Source organism: Bernardetia sp. MNP-M8, assembly GCF_037126285.1.
Classification (GTDB): Bacteria; Bacteroidota; Bacteroidia; order Cytophagales; family Bernardetiaceae; genus Bernardetia.
Map to the genome: position 1 here is coordinate 2319269 of NZ_CP147012.1, position 26341 is coordinate 2345609.

Annotated in this window: 19 protein-coding genes; 4 read left to right on the top strand and 15 right to left on the bottom strand. The window is 31.3% G+C overall.

Annotated elements, in window-relative coordinates; all coding sequences use genetic code 11:
- The first annotated feature begins 135 nt into the window (after nt 1-135).
- Nucleotides 136-732: an NUDIX domain-containing protein gene (locus tag V9L04_RS09615; RefSeq protein ID WP_338793874.1), complete on the top strand. Its 597-nt coding sequence runs from the start codon at nt 136-138 to the stop codon at nt 730-732.
- A 78-nt stretch (nt 733-810) separates the two neighbouring features.
- Here V9L04_RS09615 and lysA read toward each other — a convergent pair whose 3' ends face one another.
- The 10 genes from lysA to V9L04_RS09665 form a co-directional block, all read right to left on the bottom strand.
- A complete protein-coding gene (lysA, locus tag V9L04_RS09620; RefSeq protein ID WP_338793875.1) occupies nt 811-2091 on the bottom strand; it encodes a diaminopimelate decarboxylase in 1281 nt (426 codons plus the stop codon).
- Nucleotides 2092-2345: 254 nt separating this feature from the next.
- A complete protein-coding gene (locus tag V9L04_RS09625) occupies nt 2346-2501 on the bottom strand; it encodes a hypothetical protein (protein WP_338793876.1) in 156 nt (51 codons plus the stop codon).
- 872 nt (nt 2502-3373) lie between these two features.
- Complete coding sequence (locus tag V9L04_RS09630) at nt 3374-4522, bottom strand: substrate-binding domain-containing protein (protein WP_338793877.1); 1149 nt, start codon at nt 4520-4522, stop codon at nt 3374-3376.
- Nucleotides 4523-4626: 104 nt separating this feature from the next.
- Nucleotides 4627-5307, bottom strand: a complete 681-nt coding sequence (locus V9L04_RS09635) for a hypothetical protein (protein WP_338793878.1) — start codon at nt 5305-5307, stop codon at nt 4627-4629.
- Nucleotides 5308-5334: 27 nt separating this feature from the next.
- Entirely contained in the window at nt 5335-5790 is a 456-nt protein-coding gene (locus V9L04_RS09640; protein WP_338793879.1) for a hypothetical protein, read from the bottom strand.
- Between the two features lie 89 nt (nt 5791-5879).
- The gene (gene crtD, locus V9L04_RS09645; RefSeq protein WP_338793880.1) at nt 5880-7382 is read right to left on the bottom strand and encodes a 1-hydroxycarotenoid 3,4-desaturase CrtD; all 1503 of its coding nucleotides are present in this window, start codon (nt 7380-7382) and stop codon (nt 5880-5882) included.
- Nucleotides 7383-7463: 81 nt separating this feature from the next.
- On the bottom strand, nt 7464-7901 hold the full coding sequence (locus V9L04_RS09650; RefSeq protein ID WP_338793881.1) for an SRPBCC domain-containing protein: 438 nt from the start codon (nt 7899-7901) through the stop codon (nt 7464-7466).
- 118 nt (nt 7902-8019) lie between these two features.
- Entirely contained in the window at nt 8020-8607 is a 588-nt protein-coding gene (locus V9L04_RS09655) for a Crp/Fnr family transcriptional regulator (RefSeq protein WP_338793882.1), read from the bottom strand.
- Nucleotides 8608-8625: 18 nt separating this feature from the next.
- Nucleotides 8626-11550 carry an MSEP-CTERM sorting domain-containing protein gene (locus V9L04_RS09660; RefSeq protein WP_338793883.1) on the bottom strand — a complete coding sequence of 975 codons (2925 nt, stop codon included), beginning with the start codon at nt 11548-11550 and terminating at the stop codon, nt 8626-8628.
- 108 nt (nt 11551-11658) lie between these two features.
- Nucleotides 11659-12891, bottom strand: a complete 1233-nt coding sequence (locus tag V9L04_RS09665; RefSeq protein ID WP_338793884.1) for a M14 family zinc carboxypeptidase — start codon at nt 12889-12891, stop codon at nt 11659-11661.
- A 170-nt stretch (nt 12892-13061) separates the two neighbouring features.
- Between V9L04_RS09665 and V9L04_RS09670 the strand changes: the two genes are divergently transcribed.
- Nucleotides 13062-13199, top strand: coding sequence for a hypothetical protein (locus V9L04_RS09670; protein WP_338793885.1), 138 nt, complete (start codon nt 13062-13064; stop codon nt 13197-13199).
- Between the two features lie 36 nt (nt 13200-13235).
- Here the strand turns inward: V9L04_RS09670 and V9L04_RS09675 are convergent, their stop codons facing one another.
- Nucleotides 13236-14090: a mechanosensitive ion channel family protein gene (locus V9L04_RS09675; protein ID WP_338793886.1), complete on the bottom strand. Its 855-nt coding sequence runs from the start codon at nt 14088-14090 to the stop codon at nt 13236-13238.
- A gap of 455 nt (nt 14091-14545) precedes the next feature.
- On the opposite strand from V9L04_RS09675, the gene rnr reads away from it, so the two are divergent.
- Entirely contained in the window at nt 14546-16963 is a 2418-nt protein-coding gene (gene rnr / locus V9L04_RS09680) for a ribonuclease R (RefSeq protein ID WP_338793887.1), read from the top strand.
- 131 nt (nt 16964-17094) lie between these two features.
- Here the strand turns inward: rnr and V9L04_RS09685 are convergent, their stop codons facing one another.
- The 3 genes from V9L04_RS09685 to V9L04_RS09695 form a co-directional block, all read right to left on the bottom strand.
- Nucleotides 17095-17730, bottom strand: a complete 636-nt coding sequence (locus V9L04_RS09685) for an NAD(P)H-binding protein (RefSeq protein WP_338793888.1) — start codon at nt 17728-17730, stop codon at nt 17095-17097.
- 126 nt (nt 17731-17856) lie between these two features.
- A complete protein-coding gene (locus V9L04_RS09690; RefSeq protein WP_338793889.1) occupies nt 17857-18453 on the bottom strand; it encodes a DUF6134 family protein in 597 nt (198 codons plus the stop codon).
- Nucleotides 18454-18876: 423 nt separating this feature from the next.
- Entirely contained in the window at nt 18877-20280 is a 1404-nt protein-coding gene (locus V9L04_RS09695) for a hypothetical protein (RefSeq protein WP_338793890.1), read from the bottom strand.
- A gap of 1374 nt (nt 20281-21654) precedes the next feature.
- Here V9L04_RS09695 and V9L04_RS09700 point away from each other — a divergent pair.
- Nucleotides 21655-22548 (top strand): hypothetical protein, encoded by an 894-nt coding sequence (locus tag V9L04_RS09700; protein ID WP_338793891.1) that lies wholly within the window; start codon nt 21655-21657, stop codon nt 22546-22548.
- A 104-nt stretch (nt 22549-22652) separates the two neighbouring features.
- Here the strand turns inward: V9L04_RS09700 and mfd are convergent, their stop codons facing one another.
- On the bottom strand, nt 22653-26096 hold the full coding sequence (mfd, locus tag V9L04_RS09705; RefSeq protein WP_338793892.1) for a transcription-repair coupling factor: 3444 nt from the start codon (nt 26094-26096) through the stop codon (nt 22653-22655).
- Nucleotides 26097-26341: the final 245 nt, after the last annotated feature.

Consider the following 26341-nt stretch of genomic DNA (forward strand, 5'->3'; position numbering starts at 1 on the left):
ATTATATTTATATTTTAAGAAAAAATACTAGTCTAAAAGGGATTTTTTTTGCACTTTTGTAGTGTATAACCTCTAGTTTTTAACTCTTGCATTTAAAAGTTCTCTATTATCTTATCAAAAAAAATAAAAAAATCGATGCGTATTTTTGTTCAAAATAATTATTTAGAATTTGTCAATGAATATCCTGAAGTAACAGGAGGACGTATTTTGCAAACTGAAAAAATAAAAGACAGTTATAAATTATACCTTTCTTTAAAAACAAGAACTGATTTTACTAGAGCTTATATAAAAACGGATGATATAGCAAAGTCATTTGAAGAGTTTGCTAAAAAATTCAAAATCAGAGAAGCTGCTGGAGGTTTGGTTATTCGTAATACTCTACAACTTTGGATTTTTAGAAATGGAAAATGGGATTTGCCAAAAGGACATTTAGAAGAAAATGAAACCAATGCAGAAGCTGCTGTTAGAGAAGTGGAAGAAGAGTGTGGAGTAAAAGCAGAAATTGTAAAAGAATTGCCTACTACTTACCATATTTATACATACGAAGGAAAAGAAATTATCAAAAAAACCTACTGGTTTGAGATGAGCACAGAAGATGAAAGCACACCACAACCACAAATTGAAGAAGGAATAGAAAAAGTAACATGGCTTAAAGAAATTGAAATTCCTTATATTTTGAATAATACTTGGGCTTCGATTGAATATTTGTTATCTCAGATTATTGAGTTTTAAAAGTGTCTGTACAAAAATGATTTGCCTAATAATAAATAATAGTAGACAAATCATTTTTTGGTTTATTATTATCATCACCTAGGAAATTACTTCCTCTTTATTTTTATTTGCAACAGAAATAGTTGAAAAATCCATCTCTACTTGGTTTCTTGTAATATCTTCAAAGGTTTCTCTTTTTCTAATAAGATAATCTTTTCCTTCATATACTAAGATTTCAGCAGGACGAAAACGAGAGTTATAATTAGAAGACATCATAAAAGAATACGCACCTGCGTTTTGGAAAGCAAGAACATCATTTTCTCTTACTTCTGAGAGTTTACGATTTGCACCAAAGGTGTCCGTTTCACAAATATAACCTACCACATTATAAATTCTGGCAACTCCTGTTGGGTTAGAAATATTTGTAATATGATGATAAGCCTCATAAAACATAGGACGAATTAGATGGTTCATACCTGAATTAAGACCAGCAAAAACAGCCGTAGGAGTTGTTTTGAGAACACTTACTGAAGCTAGAAATGTTCCAGATTCGCTTACCAAATATTTTCCAGGTTCGAAAACGAGTGTCAAATCTCTTCCATACGATGCACAGAATTCATTAAAACGCTCTGAAACTTGCTCACCTAAGGCATCAATATCAGTTGTAATATCATTTTCTTTATATGCTACCTTAAAACCACTTCCCATGTCTATATATTCTAAATCTGGGAAATCTTCTGCTGTTTCTAATAAAATATCTAATCCTCTCAAAAATACTTCTACATCTAAAATATCAGAACCTGTATGCATATGAAGTCCTGTAATTTTCATTTTATAGGCTTCTACGATACGCTGCACATGACGCATTTGATATAAAGAAATTCCAAACTTGGAATCTATATGCCCCACAGAAATTTTTGCATTTCCACCAGCCATCAAGTGAGGATTTATACGTACACAAACAGGAACTTTTCCTCCCCATTGATGTCCAAACTCTTCTAAAACTGAAATACTATCAATATTTACTTGTACCCCCAAATTTACTGCCTCATTTATTTCACTTAATGCAACTGAATTCGGTGTAAATAAAATATCAGAAGGCTCAAAACCAGCTAAAAGACCAAGTTGAACTTCTTCAATAGACACAGTATCTAACCCTGCACCCAAAGATTTGAAGAATTTCAAAACCGAAATATTTGTAAGAGCTTTACAAGCATAGTGTACCTTCATTTTGGTTTTTGAAAACGCCTTACAAAGCTGTTTGTATTGTGTTTCCATTTTCTTTGCATCATATACATACAAAGGAGTTCCATATTTTTCTGAAAGTGAGAGTGCAGAAATGCCCCCAATATAATATTCGTCTTGATCGAATTCTAACATGATTGTGAATAAAAAAGTTAATTAAATAAAAGCACAAAATTGTTCTAATGAAATACATAGAACTAAAAACAAATTTAATAAAGTAATAGTTCGTTTTGATGTTTAAAAAGAAGTTATTTATGAAAAATTAAATTTTATAAATATAAAAGCCCTATCTAATTACATTAGATAAGGCTCATTAATTAATTAAACACATATTTTATTTTTTGAAAGTATATATAGATAAGTTCGACCTATTTTAAAACACTTAAGTATTAACCAGGTAGTTTTGGTGGATCGTTATCTTCTGTACTTGCACTAGTAGTCATTTCTAGTCTTTCTTCTAATTCTTCAGTAAGAAGTTCATTTTCTAATTCTGCAAAAAGCTCATTTTGAGCATCAATTTGCTTTGAGTTATTTTGAGTATTCATAGCGTAAAATTTTTGAAGTGTAAAAGTATATTATAATTTTAAATAAAAAAACAAGGGTCTTGAAATAGTTTAATGGAAAGACAAAACTAAGAGTGATAAAGAAGTTTTGTATAATTCCTTGTTTTAGTATACTCCAAATATAGGGCTTAATATTGCAGAATCAAATACTGATTAATATGTTTTTATTACTTGAGTTGTGTGATTGTGATTAATAAGTCAAAATTAAATTTGGTAAAATTAAATTTCAGCCAAATAATGCAACTGTGTTTATTATAAAGGTTAATTATCCTTACTATTTATATAAAAAATCCAATTTTAGAGCACTCGAAAGATACTATTAGTTTTTTTTAATTTAAAAAATAGATTCTTTAACAAAGTCATAATACGCTGAAAATCTACGCTTTATACAATAAAATTACATAATGATAAATTACATAATCTATTTTTTAGGACTTTTTTAGGTAAAAATTAGCTTAGTTTTATTAGAAAATAGTGCAAAAATATCTAAACATACTGAAAAGAGCATATCTATACCATCAGATTTTGGCAAAAATGAAGCAACTTTATTAATTATCAAAACTAAAAATTGGATTTTTACTAAAAAAAATAAAGCCATAAGTGAATACAATGGTAATTATGAAATAATAAAAGAAACAGATTTAATCTCTAGTAAATACAAAATACATCGAAGTACAGATATGTATTAGAGTTTGGAATACGTTGTATTATTTGGGAAGGATATAAAGGAGAATCATATAGTAGAATGAAATATGCACCACCTCACATTAATAGACACAAAGAAGAATAAAAAATACATTGATTCTGAGTCTGACAGATTTAAAGTATTAGTATAGACCCTGTTTCAATTCATTCTACAAAAAATCCACAATAGACCATTCCGAAACTTCACCCCATTTTTTGACTTGCTTTTTAAAGGTTTTAAAGCTCTCATAAACACGGGCAGCAAACTCATCTTTTGCAGCAATTTCATCTAAAATCTCTGTTGTTTTTTCTTTTAATAAATCCAAAACTTCTTTTGGAAATTGTCTTAATTCTACATTTGGAGCTTCTTTAAGGATTTTTTGTAGATAAAAATTATTCTTTGCTTCAAATTCTGATAAAATCAAAGAGTTGTATTTTAAAGCTGCCGTTTTTACGATTTCTTGTAAGTCTAAAGGTAATTTTTCAAAGGCTTTTTTGTTTACAATAAGTTCTAAAACAGAACCTGGTTCGTGCCATCCTGGATAATAATAATACTTCGAAACACGATGAAAACCCATATTATAATCGTGGTAAGGACCTATCCATTCAGCAGCATCCACTACACCACGTTCTAAGTTTGTATAAAGTTCGCCACCAGCCACTGTGACAGCCGAACCACCAGCAGCAGAAATCACTTTTCCACCCAAACCAGGTATTCTCATCTTTAAGCCTTTCAAATCATCAGGTGTATTAATTTGTTTGTTAAACCAACCTCCCATCTGTACGCCAGTATTTCCACACGGAAAAGGAATCAAATTATAAGGTTCATAGAGTTCTCTCCACAGTTCCAAACCACCCCCATAAAAAAGCCAAGCACTCATTTGTTGGGCATTCATTCCAAAAGGAACAGCCGTAAAAAACGAGGATGCAGGCAAACGACCAGCCCAATAATACGCTGCACCATGCGCCATCTGAACACCTCCCAAAGAAACAGCTTCAAAGGCCTCCAAAGCAGGAACGAGTTCACCACCTCCAAAAACAGTAATTTTGAGTCTTCCTGCTGATAAAATCTCAATTTCCTTAGCCATCTTTATAATTCCTTCTCCCAAAACAGGAAAATTTGGAGGCCAAGTAGTAGTTGCTTGCCACTCAAAAACCTCATCAGAGGTGATAGGAACATCAGATTGTTTTTCTTTTATTATATTTTCAGACGAACAAGCAGAAAAACCTCCTGTAAGTAATGCAGCAGCAGTCAGTGAGCCTTTTTTTAGAAAATCTCTGCGATTTGTGAGGTTGTTTTTTAAAGGGAGAATAGACATTTTTTTATTTCATAGATTTATATACTTAATTAAGTATAGGTGGTACTAGTCATTATATGAAAGTAAAAAGATACGAATTATTGATAAATATATTACAAATTAGATTATATAGGTGAAAGAATAAATGACTCTAACTTTTGATATACCATTCCATAAACAGTTTCTTTATATATTTCAGTATCATCACCTTTTCTTAAAAAAGTATTGCTTTGTAATTTTACAAAATTATTTGCTTCATATCTTAATTCATAGTCAGTGATATATTCTTCAAAGCCTTCTTTTTTAACTACAAATAATCCTCTTTTATTTCTATTACTTAACCAAACATCTTTATTATACTGATTATTTTCTATAGAAATTGGAAGGTAAAAAGAGAATTCTCCATCCTTATTTGTACTTGTTGTTGTTTCGAAATGAGTAATAGTTTGTATTCCTTTCTCACAACTAAAATTAACCATAACATTTGGAATACCATTTGCATTTCCATCAATAACTTGTCCTTGTAAAAATAGGTAATTGAAAGAGTCTGCAAGTTCTCTATTTATAGACTTTAGGCTATTAAGATAAAGATTTGTTTTGAGAGTAGATTGTGTAGTAAGCTGATAGGTAGATATTTTTGCACAAAGTTTTCCTTCTGTCTTTTGCTTATAATCTATTATTTCTTCTCTTGTCATTTGAGAAAAATCAACTACAAACATTTTACAAATATCACAGAATCTTCCTCCATCTTTTGGTTTCATTTTATCCCACTCTTGAAAACAATGTTGTGGTATAGATATATCCATTTTATCTAATATTTATAAATGCTAGAACTATTTTTCTTGCCTTGCTTTTATTCTCAATTCATTTTCTATGTCTTCTTTTTTGCTATACATTCTAGTTAGCCATAATTTAGCTTTTTTAGGGTCTTCAAAAACTTCTATTTGATAGTCACCAAATGATCTCTTGACTTTATCAATGTATTCTTGTCTAAAAGCATCTTTAGAAACTAAAAAAGCCACTCTTCGAAGCGAACTTTTAGAAATATAATTAGGTATAAAATCAGTAATCATCCATTTTTGTGCCTCAGTTGAAACTACTTTTCCTTCTCTTGTATCAGTGAGCCAACGAGTAACTTCAAGTTCTACGGTTTTCTCATAAGCAATTTTTACTGCTGTTCTGTATTCTTCATCAGCTACAGCTCCTAACCATTTAAAAGAAATCATATCATACTCTCTATCATAGAACAGAAAGGCATTTTCCACTTCATATAAAACCATAATTTTCATTTTGTTTAGTGATAATCTACAAAACCAATTCAAAAGTAAAAGGTTTTTAAACACTACAGGAAACAAAAAAAGACATAACTTCCTTAAAGTTAAGCATTTTCAATCATTTCTCCCACAATTTTGGCAGACGATAAAGCAAGTGGAATTCCTCCCCCTGGATGCACACTTCCCCCACAGAAATACAAACCTTTTGTTTTGGAAAAATTAGCATGTCTTAAAAAAGCTGCATAACGATTGTTGCTACTATTGCCATACAAAGAGCCTCCTAAAGATGACGTTCTGAGTTCGATTTTCCGTGGGTCTAAAATGGATTCTGAAATAATATTTTCTTCTACATTTCGCATGAGTATTCGTTCCAATTTTTTGATAATATCTTGTTTTGCCTTTTTTATCAAACCATCCCAGTCTTGCGAACCGTCGTTTAAGTTATGAGGTGCATTTATCATTACAAACCAATTTTCACAGCCTTTTGGAGCATCGGTTTTGATATGTTTAGAAGAAACAAAAATATAAACTGTTGGGTCTTGGTAGAGTGTTTTTCCATTAAAGAGAGCATTAAATTCTTTTCTATAATCTTTAGTAAAGAAGATATTATGTAAATCTAATTCTTTGTATTCAGCATTCATTCCCCAATAAAAAATGAGTGCTGAAGACGATTTTTGTTGTTGTAATAAAAACTCTGGAGCTTTTTCTTTTGGTAATAATTTTTTGTAGGTATGAACAATATCCATATTCGAAACAACTACATCAAAATCTAAATTTTCTATTTGAGCATCTTTTATTTTAGAATCTTTGACTTTTATTCCTGTAATTCTATCACTTGCTTTATCAATAATTATTTCCTCTATTTTTTTATTAAAATGATATTTTACACCCAAATCTTCTCCCAATTTTACAAGAGCTTTAGTAATGTCAAACATTCCACCATTTGGCAAAAAAGCTCCTTTATTAAACTCTAAATGAGGAATTACATTCAAAAGTGCAGGTGCAACATAAGGCGAAGAACCGTTATAAGTGGCATATCGATTGAAAAGCTGAACCGTTTTTTCCTTCTCAAATTTAGAGCTATTTGCTTGGTTCATTGTCTTGAAAAGCTCTAATTTCCAAATTTGTGAAACTGCCTTTAGTGCCGTTTTATTAAAAAAAGTTTCTACTTTATGAAGCGAACGAGTAAGGAATAAATCAGCTGTCAAATCATATTTTTCTTTACTGTTTTTGAGAAATTTCAACACGTTTTCTTTGGGTTCGCCAATTTTTTCTTCTAGCTGACTAGCAAAAGTTTCTATGTCTGCGCTGACTTCTAATTTTGTTCCATCTTCCCAAAAATATTTATTGATGGTTTCTAGTTTTTTATACGAAAAATAATCTTCTACTTTCTTTCCAGACTTCAAAATCAATTCTTCCACACGCTCAGGAAGCGTAAAAAGAGAAGGCCCAGCATCATAACGAAAACCATCTTTCCAAAACTCTGACAGTTTTCCACCTGCATAACTATTTGCTTCAAAAACTTCTACTTTATATCCTTTATTGGCTAAATGAATAGCTGTTCCTATTCCTGCGATTCCTGCTCCTATGATGGCTGCTTTTTTCATTAAAACGTAACTTAATTCTAGTTTGATTTTACTGATATATAATTACAAAATTAAGTTTTATGTTTTAATATCAGTCTTATTTTATAGTTTTTCAGCTAATTCTTTTAGTTTTTGATTCATCAACTCAAAGCCTTTTCTAGTATTTTTATCTAACTGACTTTTGAAAATAGGAACAAGCAAACCTTTAAAATTTTCGTTTTGAATAAATGTAGTTGTTCCATCTTGGTTGTCGATGAGCTTAAAATGATGTTCTCCATCAAATAATCCTTTAAAAAGTAAATTTCCTAACCAAACAAATTCTTTATTTTCATCAAAAACAAGAACTTTTGGCATAAAGGTCATTAAATTAGAATCAGGAGGCTGAATTTTAGCTGTTATTTTATTTCCTACTTTTGGATTTCCTTCTATAAATTTTATGAATGGATTCCAATTTGGGTAATTTTTAAAATCTGTCAGAATTGACCAGATTTTTTGAGCAGGAGAATGGATGATAATCGACGTTTGAATTTGATAAGCCATAATGTTTTTAATGTAGGTGATATTTGTTTCTTAGTTGAATAAGACAAATATCCGTTTTATCAAAATTCAATTTCTTGATCTATATCAAGAAAATTCTATCCTTTATTTGTTAGATAGATTATAATTCAAGCTGTTTTTTTCGAATTCTACTCAATGTTTCAGGACTCATTCCCAAAAGAGAAGCAATATATTGTAAAGGAACTTGATTAAAAATTTCATTATTCATATCAAAATAGGCATTGTATCTTTCTTCTGCATTCATAGAAAGGTGACTAAAAACTCTGTTTTCTACCATTTCAAAACATTTTACAATAAACATTTTTTCAAAGTCAAACCACTTGGGTTCTATACTTTCAATTTTATTGTAATCACTTCTTTTTATGATATAAATTTCTGTATCTACTAAGGCTTGCATATTCCAACGAGATGGTTTTTCGAACATAAAGCCTGAAATATCTGTCACAAAATAACCTTTTGTAGAAATCCATTGTGTAACTTCTCTGTCTTCTTTTAAAACATAAATGCGTAACAAACCACTTTTGATAAAACAAAGTTTGTCACAACGTTTATTTTCTTTTAGGAAAAACTCTCCTTTTTTGAGTGTTGTTAGTTTAAACAAATCACTTACCTTACGCAACTTTTCAGCTTGTTGAATGCCAAAATAAGAATTGATATATGTTTCTAACTCTGTAAGTGATGTGTTCATAAATTTATACTCATTGAATCAAGATTTGATTTTATATTTTATCAAAAACAGAACTCCAAAAATTGCCATAAAAATCCAAAGACTAGGTTCTGACGAGCGTCTTGCATCTGTCAAATCTAATAATCGTTTTCCACTCAAAACTTCTTCTTGTTTTTTCAAAAGTGCATTTCGTTGTGCTTCCGTTTCCAAAACCATAAAGGTAGTAACAGGTGTGAGAATGCGAGCTGTAAAACTTTTTTGAACTTGCTCTAACCATCTTTTTTCAGCTTGTGTTGGATATAAAGCCATTGTTTCATTGAGATTTTGCAAAGACAAAGCCTGTGCATATTTTGGTAGTTTTTCAAAGGCTTCTATATCTGCACTTGTGATTTCTTCTTTTTTATCAAATTCGGTAATGGGTAAAGTAATTCCATTTTTAATAGAAATTGGTAAAAAGTAATTCCCTTTCTGTTTTACTTCTCTGATTGAAATTTTATCAACTGGTTCTCCTAACATTTTAAAATGCTCAAAATTTTGAAGCATAATTCTATTATTTGAAGCCAATTCATAAAACTCAAACCCTTCTGGAACATACTTTTTCCATTCGTGTAAAGAACCTGTCCAAACGCCATCTTCTAGCTCGTCACTTACAACTACAATAATCGGATAAGTAGCTTTATCAGAATTATCAAGATTCAAGTTTTGTAAATAGTTTTCTAGCCAAATTTTCTTGACAGCTTTCTCTAAAAAGAATCCACCTTTGTTTGTATTCTTTAAATAATCTTCCTTCCAATTCGTTTCTAAGTCATTTACTTCAAAATCAACAAGCGTATATTTTGATTCTAAATTAGTTTGTAATGGATTATTTGATACAAATTTCTCTATTCTCTCAATATATTTTTCTTTACCTATTCCTCCGTGTTTCGAATTATCCAAAATAAAATGATAATAAGGTTTTCTTGTAATCGTTTTTAAATCTGTTAATTCTTTAGCAGAAATATAATTTGAATTAGATGTAGTTTTGAAGTTTGCAGTGTTATCTTTTGAATAATCTTTAACATTGACACCAATTCCATTTGTATTAGTAATCAGTACCTTATCTGTCAAATCTTCTTTTTTTCCTAAGAAAACAGTTGTCGAATCATCTATTTTTAACTCAAAAGGTTCAGCATGTAGAATTTCAAATCCTGTTTTTCTATATTCATTTCTAATAAACGGAAAAACACGAAAACCCAATTTTCCTTTATCATTATAATAAATAATTCCAGGGTCTTTACGAGTATTTACAATCTGACGATAGACCCATAAAGCTGTTTTTTTCTCTGCCAAAAGAGCTTCTACTTTTTCTTCTCCGACATACAAATAATAATTGCTGATAAATGCACCTTCTGGCAAATCAAAAAAAGTAGCATATTCTCGTTGTCCAAAATTTTCGTCTGCATTATGCAAAACCAAATCTACTTGACTTATCCAAGCATTTTGTTTCTCATTAAAAACTGAGGTGATTTTTGTTTTATCTATTTTTACTGTATTATCTCCTTTTCCTGTTTCAAAATTTCTATTTTGATTAATTTGTCCTTGCCAAAAACGCCATGTATCAGTTGGTTTGGGCATATCTTCTCCTACAAAAACATTATTCAAAAGATTTATTTTTGATTCGGAAAGTGTCATGTTATCCAAAACAAGCCATTTATAAAAGCTATCTAACAACGGAATTCCATCATTTCCAATACTCAACCAATCTCTATTTCTACGCACTTTAAAATTTTCTATGTGGCTCAAAGTTGCTGAAATAGAATTTGGATTTGGAGTACTTTTATTTTCATCATAATCAGAACTATACAAATAATCTAAGCCTTTATGTAGTTGAACTCTGTCATAATAAGTATTTAATGAAAAAGCTAAAGGAACAATTAGGGCAGCAACTAAAAAACTAATAAATAGCGAAGAACTAGAATAATTTTTGGTTAGATAATCATAATCTTGATAGAGTTGTTGCGCATGAATAAGAAACAAAACCAAAGGAGTTAACATCAAAAGACCAAAACCAATAATTACCATAATTACAGAAAGAGGCGTAAATGGCATAAAAACAACCATAAAATAAACTGTATAAGGAAAAACAAAGGCTTTTAAGAGAAAATGAAAAAAACGATATTTGTATAATTTAAAAGAAGAAGAAGGAGTAATCAGAATAATAGCAGCAAAAAGTGCAAAACTGAAAAACCAAACACTTTGAAAGTTTCCTAGTGGGTTATCTAGTTCTTTACTCAAATAAAGTCCTACTAATGGAAAAGCTCCTATAAATAAAATTTCTAAAACTCTGCGAAGATGAGGAAATTTATTGTTGAGATAAGCCAAATAAACTAATCTAAACAGCCAAAATAAAGCAGAAATAATCATGACAGACATCAAAATTGTCATGGCAAATTCTGTGAATTTATAAGAGAAGGCTTGATTTAGAAATGGAACGAGAAGTGTGATAGACAAATAAATAGCCAATGGAATAACCAGAATTGCCCAAAAATGATAACTTGACTCTTCTTCTTTTCCTGTAAAATGAACCACAGCCACAATAATGGCATGCAACATAGAAGGAAAAACAAACATACCCATAAAACTCTGCACATCAGTAACACCCTGAATCCAATCAGGAACAGAACGAGGAACTAAATCGTGTGCTTGCAAATAATAAGAAAGCATTAAAAACAAATAAATTGCAACCGTAACGACCGACCAAATACCATTTACAGGTTTTGAGTGATAGGTCAAATATCCAGCATAAATAGTTTGAGCAATGATAACTCCTAAAAAACTAAAACCATAGACATACCAATTATTTACTATACGTTCATCTAACTCCATTCCAAAAACTTGAAAAGCATTGTAGTAAATAATAAAAAGAGTCAGTTGTGGAAGGATAGTAGAAAAAAATATCCAACGAGGATGCAAAAATGGATTCATAGTTTTTATATTTTTACTAACAGACAGGGATGTCTATTATACAAGTATCAAATTACTAATTTTCTTTCTTAAATGATGCAAAACGGAATTAAATTGCATAAAATTAATCTATATCAATCCAGAAACCACACCATTCAAAACAACAAAACGCTTTTGTGGATTTTCTATATTTTCAAATACTAAATTTGGATTACTTTCAAGTGCTATTTTTTCACTTTGCATTACAAGAGCATAATTTTCAAAATTATGTTCTTCGTGTCCGTAAAAGGTAGATAAATCTCCAATATCAACTATTTCACTTTTAAAAAGATACTGATGTTCTTTTATATCAAATTTAGAATGTCTTTCAAAAGCTATATCTGCTCTAAATTTTACAAACTGAGGAAATTCTATTTCTACATTCCTCAAAATGACATCATAAAACTGTGTTCCATTTAAAGGTAATTTTTCGTAGGCCTCTATTGATTTGTCTTTATGCAAATTATTTGCAACTGATAAAAGTCCATTCAAAATAGAAACATAATTATACTTTCTAACTTCCTGTTTTTCCCAGTCGTTTGGATAATGCCCCGATTCTATCAAAATTGTTCCGTAGCCTAATTTCTGAAAGCCATCTCCAAAAGCACGAGGTTCGAATTCATCGTCATATTTTGCCATTTTCCCACCTAATTCTTTTTCTAATCCTTCCACCATTAAAGAAATTACTTGCATGGCTTCTAAACGTCGCATTCCTCCTTTTTTAATAGTTGTTTCTTTATCAAAAGCAGGTGCAAGAAAAGCAAGAGTAGTTGGAACTGGATTTTTACCAACAGAATATTTTGAGCGTTGGTCGTGCAAATTAAAACTGAAATGAGGCTGTACTTTTGCTGCTAAGTCTATGAGTAAATTTGCTTCTGGTGTTTGTCGTTGAAGAAAATCTCTATTCATATCAATTCCTTGAGCTGTTCTGCGTGTAAAAAGTGCTGTTCCATCAGGATTCAGAACAGGAACAAAATGCAGCGTGAAATGACTTTTAAGTATTTCTACTAACTTTTTATCTTCATCTGTGATTGGATTTTCTAAGAAATGAAAAATATCTAAAAGTGCCATGGTTGCTGTCGGTTCGTTTCCATGCATTTGAGACCATAGCAAAACAGGTGTTTTTCCATTTCCAAAAGTAAGATGATAAACAGGTCGTTTTTGGGCAGATTCTCCTAACTTTTTTAGTTCAAAATTAGAATTTTGCTTTTTTATTGTATCAAATAAAACTTGATTGAACTCTTCAGGCTGAAAATGTCTATATACAAGTAATCTTTCTTTGTAGAGAGAATAGTTTTCTAAAAGTTGGGATGTAAAATTCATTTAAACTGCTTTTATTGTAGGATTATAAATGATTGTCTATTTTTTTAAAGTTACTTAGGAATCAGTTTTTCTATAAATTATCTTTGTTGATTAATCTGATAAAAACACCTATTTTTCAAACAACTTGAATTTATTAATTTAGTTTGAAGTTCACAAAAAATCAAATCAGTATGAAAAATCTAAAAAAATCATTTCAAGAATGGTATCAGAAATACAAAAAATATCTTTACGTAGAACCTCTTATGTACGGAACAATGATTTTGATAATCATCATCAGTATAATTCTAGTAAAGATATTTAAAGATTAAATAACAAAGAGACCAAAGAGATTAATTAACGATTCTCTAGCTGTTTTTGGTGTCTTCGCTAACGACATTTTCTGTCTTCATCCAAACTGTACGTTGAGGAAATGGAATTTCAATTCCTGCTTCGTCCATTTTATATTTTAATTCTTCAATCAAATCATTATGTACAGACCAATAATCTGGAGTTTTTGCCCAAGAGCGCACAGCAATATTAACTGAGCTATCTCCCAAACTAGTTACTACAATAACTGGATTTGAAGGGGCATCTCCTTCTTTCAAAACAAGTGGATGTGCATTTGCTGCTTTTGACATAATTTCTTTTGCTGTTTTTATATCATCTCCATAGCTAATTCCAATTGTGATATCTACTCTTCTGATTGGTTCTCTTGAGTAGTTTGTGATTGGACTATTTGAAAGCTCTCCATTTGGAATAATAATGAGTTTGTTGTCTGTTGTATTCAGAAGTGTATAAAAAATCTGAATTTCTTTTACTGTTCCGAGCATTCCTTTAGCCTCAATGAACTCTCCTATACGATATGGTTTTAAAAGAATAATCAAAACTCCTCCAGCAAAATTAGACAAACTTCCTTGTAGAGCTAAGCCAATTGCCAAACCAGCAGCACCAATAATTGCAGCAAAAGAAGTAGTATCAATTCCGACAATAGAAGCAACGACAATGAACAAAAGAACTTTTAAAAGAACTCCAATAATGCTTGTCAAAAAGTTTGCTAATGCTAAATCATTAATGGCTTTATGCAATGCTTTTTTGATAAGTTTGATAATGAAACCGACGACTACCCAGCCAATAACGAGTGCAATTAAAGCATAAACTACTTTAAGTCCATAGGTTACTAGAAGTTCTTCAATATTTATATTTTTGATGTCAAAATCCATAAGTAGTTGTTATTTTTTTATTAAACGATTAAAATTAAAATACATAAAAACAAACTTTTGCTCGTCTTTTTATGTTTAATTCATAAAGATAAGGGAATTGGTGGTAGTATTCCAAATCAAAAACCCCTTGTCAATTAAGCTCATATTTGCAAAAAAAGTCTTTTTGAACTTTATTAGCTTCTTTATTGGTTAGGCATTTGTAGTTAGATAGTTATAATTTTCAAATCGCAATTATTTCATGTAATTTGCAATTAATTATTTTTTAGACTTTTATTTATTTCCTAATAATACAGAAAAGAGAAAAAAGAGAGAATAAAACAATCATTTTTTAAACTATATATTCAAACAAACACAATTTAAACACTTACGAAATTAGAAGAATCTAAAAATAGATTAGAATGACTAATTCTGATTTAACTCTTTAGTTTTTAGCTTCTAACTTCTAACTTTATTATATGACAAAGAGAAAAAAAACAAAAAACGAGAAAAACCCTCGTCTGAGCCGTGAAGAAATACAAAAATTAGCCACAGGACTCATAGAAACGCTTGCTCAAAGCAAATCTGAAAGTTTTACACTTCGCCAACTCTATAAAAGAATTGGCTTGACAGAAAAAGAACAAAAAGAAAATTTAAGAGAAATTGTAGACACAGCTTCTGCTGCTGAAAATACGACTACAAAAAAAGAAGAGCCTAAAACACAATCCCAAGAGGTAAAACAAGAGACAAAAAAGGAAGAACCTAAAACGAACTCTTCGCAGCAGCAAAAACAAAACAATCAACAAAAACATGCTGCAAAAGAAACCACTAGAGATGTAACTGTACAAAAACAAGCTCTTTCTAACAAATCTAATCGATTAGAAAACGAACAAAAAGACGAAGCGAAAGAAGTAAAATCACATACTGAATTACAAAAAAACGAATACATTGGTACTGTTGATGCAGGACGTGATTCTTCATATATTATCTGTGAAGGCTTAGAAGAAGATGCTTGGGTAGGAGGACATAAGATAAAAGGAGCAATTACTGGAGATATTGTCAAAATTAGATTAACAGGAAAACAAAAAGGAAAAAATCCAGAAGCTGAAGTAATAGAAATAGTAGAGCGTGGAAGAACCGAATTTGTTGGAAATGTTCAATTACTCAATCGCTTTGCTTTTGTAGTGGTGGAATCTAAGAAATTAAAAATGGATATTTTTGTTCCTTTGGATAATTTAAATGGAGCAACTAATGACGATAAAGTAGTCGTTAAGATTGTAAAATGGTCAGAAGAAAAGGGTAAAAACCCTGTTGGAGAAGTAACTGAAGTTTTAGGAAAAGTAGGAGAAAACGAAGCCGAAATTCATGCCATTATGGTAGAGTTTGGTTTGCCAATGGAGTTTGATGAAAAGTTAATTAAAAAAGCAGAAGAAGTTCCAGACGACCTTACAGATAAAGAGTTCAAAAAACGTAGAGATTTCCGTCCTATTCTGACTTTTACCATTGACCCAGTTGATGCAAAAGATTTTGATGATGCTATTTCACTTTCTTATTTACCAAATGGAAATTATGAAATAGGTGTCCATATTGCAGATGTTACTCATTATATTCGTCCGAATACTTTATTAGAAAAAGAAGCTCAAAAACGTGCAACTTCTGTTTATTTAGTGGATAGAGTTGTTCCGATGTTACCAGAAAGAATTTCAAACAACTTGTGTTCATTGCGTCCACAAGAAGAAAAATTAGCTTTTTCGGCTGTCTTTGAATTAGACAAAAACGGAAGTGTTCATAAACGTTGGTATGGCAAAACAGTTATTTATTCAGATCGTCGTTTTACGTATGAAGAAGCACAAGAGCGCATCGAAACAAAAGAAGGAGATTATGCCGATGAAATAAATGTACTTAATGATCTTGCAAAAAAACTACAAGCCAAACGATTTAAACATGGTGCAATTAGTTTCGAAACTCAAGAAGTAAAATTTAAGTTAGACGAAAATGGAAAACCTTTAGGGGTTATTCCAAAAGTTCGAAAAGATGCTCACAAACTTGTAGAAGAATTTATGTTGCTTGCTAATAAAAGTGTAGCAGAATTTGTCTACCGTTATAAAAATGGAAAAGAGAAGAATACAATGATTTACCGTGTTCATGATGATCCAGATCCAGATAAATTAGCAAATTTGAAAGCTATGGCAAAAACATTTGGCTATGATATAAATGTAGAACCAGAGCATTTTGCAGCTTCTTTGGCTAAACTTGTTCAAGATACAGAAGGAAAACCTGAATACGAAACACTTCAATCTTTAGCTATTCGTTCGATGGCAAAGGCAGTTTATACCACCAAGCCAACAGGACATTTTGGACTTGCCTTTGAGCATTATTCTCACTTTACATCACCTATTCGTCGTTATCCTGATATGATGGCGCATCGTCTGATTGAAAAATACCTAAAAAATAATATTAAATCTGTTGACCCAGCCAAATATGAAAGTATGGCTCGTCATTCTTCAGATATGGAAAAACGTGCTTCTGATGCAGAACGTGCTTCTATTCGCTTCAAACAAGCTGAATTTATGGCTGATCATATCGGAGAAGTTTTTGAAGGAATGGTTTCAGGGGTTACAGAATGGGGTTTGTATGTAGAAATTACCTCAACAGCTTGTGAAGGAATGATTCGTCTATCAGATTTGAAAGGAGATTATTTTGAATATGAACCAAAAAATCAACGAGTAGTGGGTCGTAAATCTCAAAAAACATATACACTAGGAAATAAAGTAGAAGTACGAGTAAAAGGTGTTGATATGGAAAAAAGAACGATAGATTTGTTGATGGAAACAGAAGAAGACAATTATGTAAGTTCAAATAAGTCTCGTAAACCTCGTAGTGGAAGAAGAAAATAAAATCTGAATTCTAACTTTAAATTATTTTTAACATAAAAACAGGTCAAAAAAGAATAGATAACTACTCTTTTTTGACCTGTTTGTATTTGAGGTGTTGCTATACTAAAATCCCAATAAAGACAATATTATTTTTATAATTGAGCTAGAGCTTCTTCAATTTTTTTCTCTCCACTATGCATTGTAATTACTTTCTTAGAGGCAGAGCGATTAGTCAATGTTTTAAGCAATGTTTCAGCGACATCTTCAATAGAATTTTCGCCAGCACTATCAATATTCACTTCTATTTTTCCTGTTGCTTTTTCTTCTTTGAGTGTACTTGGTTGTAGAATGGTATAATCCAAATTAGTATTTTTCATCAACCACTGGTCAGCATAATGCTTTGAAATATAATAATCCATCATATCTTTTGGAATTTCACTCCACTTATCTGTATCTGTTGCAAAAACAGTACTTAGCATAATATAACGCTTTACATTTTTCTTTTCTGCAACCTGCATTGTCTTGATTGCGCCGTGTAAATCAGTTTGTAAAAGGTCTTCACCTCTAGAACCTGAAACAAAAAATACAGCATCTACATCATTTGGAAATTGTTTTTCCATTTCTTCAACAGAAGCGTTTAAGTCTAATTCTATTTGAGAATAATTTTTTGCATCAAAAAGAGCTTTATCTTTTCTAGTTGTGCCTATCACTTCATGTTCTTTGGCTAGAAGTTTTTCAGTTAATGAACTTCCTACTCTTCCACTTGCTCCAATAACTAATATTTTCATTTTAATAGTTTTTAATTTATTTGAATTTAATATATATTACAAATAGACTAACAGTTATTACAAGCCAATAGTTTTTATTTTTTTATTTTCGTACTTTATCTTTTGAAATAAGAAATATGTCTCAAATCAATTCTCTTTAACGACCATTTCAAAACTAACAATTCCTCCATCAATGACTGCTTTTTCTAAGCTGCCATTTTTATAAAAAAAGAAACTCTCCCTACCACTTGTATTTGTTTTTTTGTATTTATGATTTCCCAAGTGAACAATAGTATTAAAATCTCCTTCTTGTTCTGAGTAACAACGCCCAATATTTACAGGTTCTTCAAAATACATGGAAATGGTAGAATAACGAATAGTTTCTTTAAATGTAGTTTCAAGTTTGCCATCTTTCATTACTTGATACTCATTATTTTTTCGTTTTGTATCAGCTTGAGCGTGATTGTTTCCATTATAATTTATATCTACGTGTGCGCTTTGTAATATCTCATTATCAAACAGCACATCATATTCATAATTTACATCAAAGGTCTTGATAAACTTTATTTGAATGTTGGTCGAACTCTGATAATGAGTTTTAGAATCTGCTTTTTTTTGAGTTGCATACAAAGTACCAACTGATTTCCCTCTCCAAATCATATCAAAAGACAGCTTTTTTTCAGAAGGTTCAGAAAAATTAAATTGACAAATAACAAAGCTAAAGAGAAACAAATACCAAGTCATAACATGTTTTTTAAAAAGAGTAAAGAGTCCTAGATTACTGTAAAATATCCATTCAAAACAGTAACAGTAATATATTTATTCATGTGTTTTTCATTTTGTGTAAGTTCCTACAAGGTAGGAAATTTATAAGTAATATTGAATACAAAAAAAACTCTTTATCTATAAAAATAAAGAGTTTTAAAATGTTTTTTTTGAAAAAGAAAAAAATACCAATATCTCAGACTAAAATCATCTTTTGAAATGACATCGGTTTTAAAAAGCAGCAGTGAGAAAATAAAACACCTCTCACTCGCAAATCTGAAGATTTGCCAAAATGATAAATCGTAGTCAATAGACAACGCTTAACTACGATTTATTCTAAGCTGAACGGAGAAATAGCACAAGTGAGGCTTGTGTATCGGTTACCGTTGTTATAGGCAGTTTTTATTCCGTTTCTATTTCGTTAATCGCATTCTCAAGAGCTTTTTCACTATCGAAATATTTAGCTTTTAAAAGATTAAATTCCTTATCGTCTTTTAATGTGTTTTGTAATGTTGAAGCTAAAAAATCATAATTCGTAAATTTGGTTGGCGTATTTAAAATATTGGTTAGCCAATTCCACATTTTTTCTTTTCCAATTTCTTTTTCTATCGCAGTAAAAATAATAGGTGCAAAATCATAAACATATAACTGTCTATTCTTGTATTCCGAATCGGACTTTATTTGCTTAAATGGTTTTGCTTTGAAGTCTTTTAGATTATTAAATTTTTCAGTTATTTTTTTGTCATAAATCTCTTCGCCTATTATTTCTTTCGTTAATTGCAATGACATAAATTCTGAAAAGCCTTCACTCAGCATATCGCCAAGTTCTGAATTGAAATCCTTTACCGTTCCGAAATAATAGTGTCCTAATTCGTGTGCAATAAATGGTCTGTAAAAATCTTGATATTTAGGATTGATTATATTTTTCAACCCATTTTGCCACCCAATACTCATTATTGTAGGATATGACACAAACATCCAACCGTCTTTTTTTGATGTAGGTGTAGTTTGTACAAAAGAAATAGATTGCTTGAATGGAATATTCAATTTGTCGGCATAGAATTTTTTATAGGAATTGATCATCTCACTAAAGTTTTTTGCCTCACTCTCACTAAAGTCTGAGTTCAAAATATATGTATCGTTTATGTCTGTAAAATCGTAATTACCACAAAACAAGGTTAATTCCCGAGGAACGTCACTTTTGAAATTTGCAGTTTCGGCTTTAATCGGTTCGTTCCCATTTACATACAATGTTTTACAATCTTTGCAGGATATATCGATGTCATATTTGACTAAATGAAAAATTTTGTCACTCCTAATGTCATATAAAATGGGATACCACGAAGATTGACGACCATCTGACCTGACGGAATTTTGATTAAATGCAATATTGCCTTTCCAATCTTTTCGGCTATAATTCGCAATTGTATCGTTAGCAACGGGAAATTTACCAACATATCTAAATTGAATAGATTTGGGAAGAAACTTACCTTTTCCAGTATTATCTTTAAAATAGTATGCAATAGATTCTCCCGTCGAAGTTGTATCAGCAAGAGATTTGCTGAAATAAATTAAAAAGTCGTTTGGCTTTTTACTTCGTATATGAAGAATATTCATACCAGAATTTAGTCGAATGAAATAGTCCTTTATTTTCGGAATATTGCTCAAGGTTAAATCACAATCAAAAGTTCCTTCTTTTATTGAGATTTCGACTTTTCCTGTTAGAAATGGTGTGTTTTCTTGTGCGATAATGCTCGTTAATGGTAAAAGCACAAAGAAAATTACCTTGATTAAATGCCCTCTCATAATTTGTATGATGATGTTTTTTTTAAATTGCCTAAAACGATTACGGCTTAGCGAAGATGGAATTTCTTAGTCGTTCCTCTCTAAACCTCCAAAATTTATTTTTATGTTCAAATGTCTGGGTCAAAACGTTACGCCCATTTTTGCTAAGCTAATGTTAGCAGCAGGTTTTTGTTACCAAGCAGGGATTTACGAAGGTATAAAATTCCGACCGTAGAGAGGGAAATTTTATAATTTTGTAAATCTCGTGTTGGTTGAAGTGCCGTAGCTTAGGCATTTCCCTCCCAACTGTTATAAACTCAACACTACAAAAATAATATAAAGCTCACAAGAAACAGCTATATAACCAATCAAATTAGTAGTTATGTAAGTTCAGTTGCAGTTAGTAAATTCGTAGTGGAATACATGCGAACAGATGGTACTCAAAAATACAAAATTTATCCTTAAATAAGCGTGGGACGAATAGATTTGAGGTAGTGTTTGTTGTTGGTCATCACAACGGCAAGCCAAAGTTAAAGACAAAGGCAACGGCATTGATACCCATCACTCGCAAGTCTAAGACTTGTCAAACTGATAGGTCGTAGTCATCGCTTCGCTAAAGACAACGCCCAACCTACTTTTTTATTTATTTTGGAATACTACGAAGAACGGAATGACATCGGTTTCAAAAAGCAGCAGTGAGAAAATAAAATACCTCTCACTCGCAAATCTGAAGATTTGCCAAAATGATAACGTAGTCTAAGACAACGCTTAACTACGATTTATTCTAAGCTGAACGGAGTTCCTACAAGGTAGGAAATTTATAAGTAATATTGAATACAAAAAACTCTTTATCTATAAAAATAAAGCGTTTTAAAATGTCTTTTTTGAAAAAGAAAAAAATACAAATACCTTAGACTAAAATTGCCTTTTAGAATGACATCGGTTTTAAAAAGCAGCAGTGAGAAAATTAAAATACCTCTCACTCGCAAATCTGAAGATTTGCCAAAATGATAAATCGTAGTCAATAGACAACGCTTAACTACGATTTATTCTAAGCTGAACAGAGGGAGGAGATTGTATTTAAGACCTACAAAAGCAGATTTGAATAAATTGAAGAAGAAGTAAATAAGCAAACCTGATAGGTCGTAGTCATCGCTTCGCTAAAGACAACGCCCAACCTACTTTTTTATTTATTTGGGAACACTACGAAGAACGGAGCATTACATGAAAGAACTGGAATGATTTTTTTATTTTGTAGAAAGTTCTTAAATTGTTCGTGTACGTTTGTTGTTGGTCATCGTAACGGCGTTGCCGAAACTAAAGACCAACAACGGCTTTGAGGTATATATGAAAGTTTTTTCAGTTATAAATAACTTGTATTTAATTTCCAAAAAAATGAAAAAAAGTGTTTTATTATTTATCCTTTCTCTTGTTTTTAATCAATTACTGGCACAAAAAAGTAATATCCATAACAGAACTCCCAATACGTTAATGGAGTTTGAAGAAATAATTGACTTTTATAATAATGAAAACAAAAAAGGAGGTCATGATGCTGATGTAAATACTTATGCATCAACTTTTGGGTACTTAACTTTAATTGAAGGTAATGGAGAGATAAGACCAATATCTGAAACAAAATTAAATTGGTTAAATTCAATTTTTAAAGCGTTGAGTATTCCTCAAAAAGCTAGTGACTTATTTCAAGAGGAAGTATTGATTAAATCAAATGATAAAAAATATTGGTTGCCATTACAAAAAGAACTAGTTAATTACTGGAGAGAGGAAGTAAAATCGAATACTAAAACATTAATCTATTTAAGAACTTTTGGTTCAATAAAAGATTTAGATGAAAACAAATGGTTATTTACCATTAATTCATTTAATACTAATTACTATGATGGACTTTGGAACGAAATGATTAATAGCTTTGATAGTAATGATTCTACAAATGGTTTAAGTTGTATAGATAAATTAATAGAACTAAATCCTAAAGATGGAAGAAATTTTTCAATACTGGGGGATTATTACTATGATAAAGCCTATCCCTCAAATATAAAATTATTAAAAAAAGCTGACTTATGTTATTCAAAAACAATTGAATTAACTCCAAATGATAGTTATGTGTATTATCAAAAAGCATTAGTAAAAATGCAACTATCTGAATACTTTAAAGCTTGGGATAATATTGAAATTGCTAGAAAGCTAGGAGAAAAAAACATCGAAAAGGATAAATTGGTAGAATTAGAAAGTAAACTCGCTTATGCAGAATATTTGAAGTCAAAAAACTAAACCCACTCTGACACAAGGTTACAACCTTGTGTCTATAATTTCGTCAGCATATGCTGACAAAAAAGCAAGTACAAGAAGAATCTTGCACTAGAAATAAAAACAAATCAATCTTCCAATATCCCCCTAAAAACATTCATCACACCCTCCAAAGTCTTGACTTGTTCCATAATAAAGATAACACGGTCTTTACTTTCTTTTAGTCGACAACGTTTTGGTCGTTCTTGAATGTATTTTAAAACTTTTCCAAAAGCATCCGTTTGATAATAATCTGGACGGTTTGCAATGAAATAACCTCGTATCTTTTCATTTTTGATAATCAGTTTTTCAAAACCAATTTGTTCTGCCATCCAACGCAAACGAACAGCTTGTAATAAATTATCAAAATCTTCTGGTGGCGTTCCGAAACGGTCTTTTACACTTTCTTTGAATTTTTCTAACTGCTCTTCATTTTTTAATCTATCGGCTTCAATGTAGAGTTGAAGGCGTTCGGAAATATTGGAAATATAGCTTTCTGGTATCAGTATCTCTAAATCGGTTTCTATCGAACACGTAATTTTTAGTTCTTTTGGTTTGGTAGCATTTGGGTTTTGGAAAAGCTCCTTAAACTCGTCTTCTTTGAGTTCTGAAATGGCTTCTTCTAGCATTTTATGATAGGTATCCAATCCCAAATCATTGATAAAACCACTCTGTTCTGCTCCCAAAAGATTTCCTGCACCACGAATATCCAAATCACGCATCGCAATTTTAAAACCGTCACCTAATTCATTAAATTCCTCCAACGCTTTCAAACGTTTTCTAGAATCGGCTGGCAAAGTAGCCTGTGAAGGAATAAGCAAATAACAAAAGGCTTTTTTGTTGGAACGACCCACACGCCCACGCATTTGGTGCAAATCCGAAAGACCAATCAAATGAGAATTATTGATAATAATCGTATTTGCGTTGGGAATATCCAAACCCGATTCAATGATATTTGTCGAAACCAAAATATCAGCATCGCCATTTATAAAAGTCATCATTGTTTTTTCCAACTGGTCGTTTTTCATCTGTCCGTGTCCGACAACGACTTTTGCATCAGGAACTAATCTTGTCAAAATTCCTGCAACTTCATAAATATCAATCACTCGGTTATGAACAAAAAATACTTGTCCACCTCGTCGAAGCTCAAAACTAATAGCATCTCTAACCAAGGCTTCATTAAAACTATGAACCTCCGTAGTTACTGGCTGACGGTTGGGTGGTGGCGTGTGCATAACCGACAAATCCCTCGCTCCCAAAAGTGAAAATTGCAGCGTTCTGGGAATTGGCGTAGCTGTCAAAGTCAAGCAATCTACATTTACACGCATTTCCTTTATTTTGTCTTTTGTTTTGACACCAAATTTTTGTTCTTCATCAATAATAAAAAGCCCCAAATCTTTAAATTTTACTTTTTGACTGACAATTTTGTGCGTTCCTACCAAAATATCAATTTGTCCTTCTTCTAATTTCTTTAAAATTTCTCGTACATCTTTTGCTGTTCTGAAACGATTGATAAAATCTACATTTACACCAAAATTTGAAAGACGTTCACTAAAAGTACGATGATGTTGCGCTGCCAAAACCGTCGTAGGAACTAAAACGGCAACTTGTTTTCCATTCGAAACGGCTTTAAACGCTGCACGAACAGCAATTTCTGTTTTACCAAAACCTACATCTCCACAAACCAATCTATCCATCGGAACAGGTTTTTCCATGTCTTCTTTTACGTCGTTGGTTGCTGTGGCTTGGTCGGGTGTATCTTGATAAAAAAATGAAGATTCAACTTCGGCTTGCATATAATTATCTTTTGGATAGGCAAAACCTGTCGCAGTTTGACGTTTGGCATACAAGGCTATTAATTCTGTACCAATATCTTTTAAATGCTTTTTTACTCTACTTTTTTTGTTGTTCCAATCTTGCGAACCGAGTTTACTGAGCGACATTGAACTTCCATCCTGACTAGAATGCTTTGAAATTTTGTGTAACGAATGCACACTGACATACAAAACATCATTATCTCTATAAATCAAACGAACGGCTTCTTGCTCATTTCCATTGACATCTAATTTTTCCAAACCTGCAAAACGACCAACTCCATAATCAATATGTGTAACATAATCGCCTGCTTGTAGTGTATTGAGTTCTTTGAGTGTTAGAGCTTTTGATTTTGTGAAACGTTCTTGGGTGCTATATCTGTGATAACGCTCAAAAATTTGATGGTCTGTATAGCAAACAAGTTGCTGATTGTGGTCAATAAAACCACCTCGCAAACCAATATTAAGTCCATAAAACTGAACACCTACACCTTTTTCTTCAAAAATAGTGTGCATTCTATCAATCTGTTTTGGTAAATCGGCAGCGATAATACATTGATAGCCTTTTTGATTATAATTTTCTACATCAAAAACAAGGTTTTGAAGATTTTTATGGAATGTCGGTTGTGGCTTTGCATCAAACTCAAAAACGGTATTATTTTCTTTTGTTTTTTCTGTAATTCTTCTAAATTTTTTACCAAATTCTAGTTGAACAAATGTTTCTATTTGGTCTTTAAATTCTTTTTTTGTGATAAATAATTCTTCTGGGTCAGAGATAATTTGGGTATAATTCGATACTTGTAAAATGGTATCAAAATCTTCTGATGCCCTTTCGAAATATTTTTCTATCACTTCTACTGTCAGCGCATAATCTTTTAGCCATAATCTAGTTCTTTTTGGTACAAATTCTAAAAAATTCTCTCTCGTTTGTTTTTGTACTTTTTCGGTAACATTTGGAACAATGACAGCACGATTTACCTTTTCGATAGAAAGCTGGTCGGTTGGTTTGAAAGTTCGGATACTTTCTATTTCATTTCCAAAAAATTCTATTCGATACGGATATTCATTTGAATACGAAAAAATATCAATAATTCCCCCTCTGACAGAATATTGTCCTGCTTCAAAAACATATTCTTCACGCTTAAAACCATATTCATTCAATATTTCAATGACAAAATTTGGCTCAACGATTTCATTAATTTTGACAACAAACGTATTGGCTGCCAAAACCTGTTTATTAATCACTTTTTCTGTCAGTGCAGATGGATAAGTAACAATGATAAGTCCATTTTCTTCTGAATGATGATTGTTAAGTCTAGTCAGAACCTCCGAACGCTGCAAAATATTGGCATTATCTATTTTTTCAAATTTGTATGGCTTTTTATAAGAAGTAGGAAAAAATAAAATATTTGGCGCAGAACTAGACAAGGTTTCGCCAAGCAAATGTTGAATATCATTATAAAAATAAGCAGCTTCTTCAGCATCCTCCATTATCACAAAATGAGAAAGCGCAGGATTCGAACGATAAATGGCAGCCAAAACAAGTGCATCCTGACTTCCCATAAGTCCTTTCAAATGAATGCGTTTTGGTTTTTCTTCAGTTAGCCCTGCTGAAATTGTCTGAATAATACCGTCTTTTTGGTATTTTTTGACAAAATCTCTAGGAGAGAGTTTTAATACTTTTTCTTCTGTTTGCTCGTTCGTTTCTAGCTGGTTCATCTTAGAATAGAGTACCACAGACTTACCAGTCTGTGAATTAGGATTATATTTTTTGCACAGATTAGGAAGTCTGTGATATATTTTTTCGAATAGAAATAACAAAGAAACGGTTTTGTCTCTTTGTTTTCAAACTATTGATAGCCTTACAAGGACTGTCAAAGTTTTTGATTTTTAAACTTTGTCAGTAGTTTTTTGGTAATCCAAAATAACTCTGACAATAGTTTGTATAGGATAAACGCCTGTAA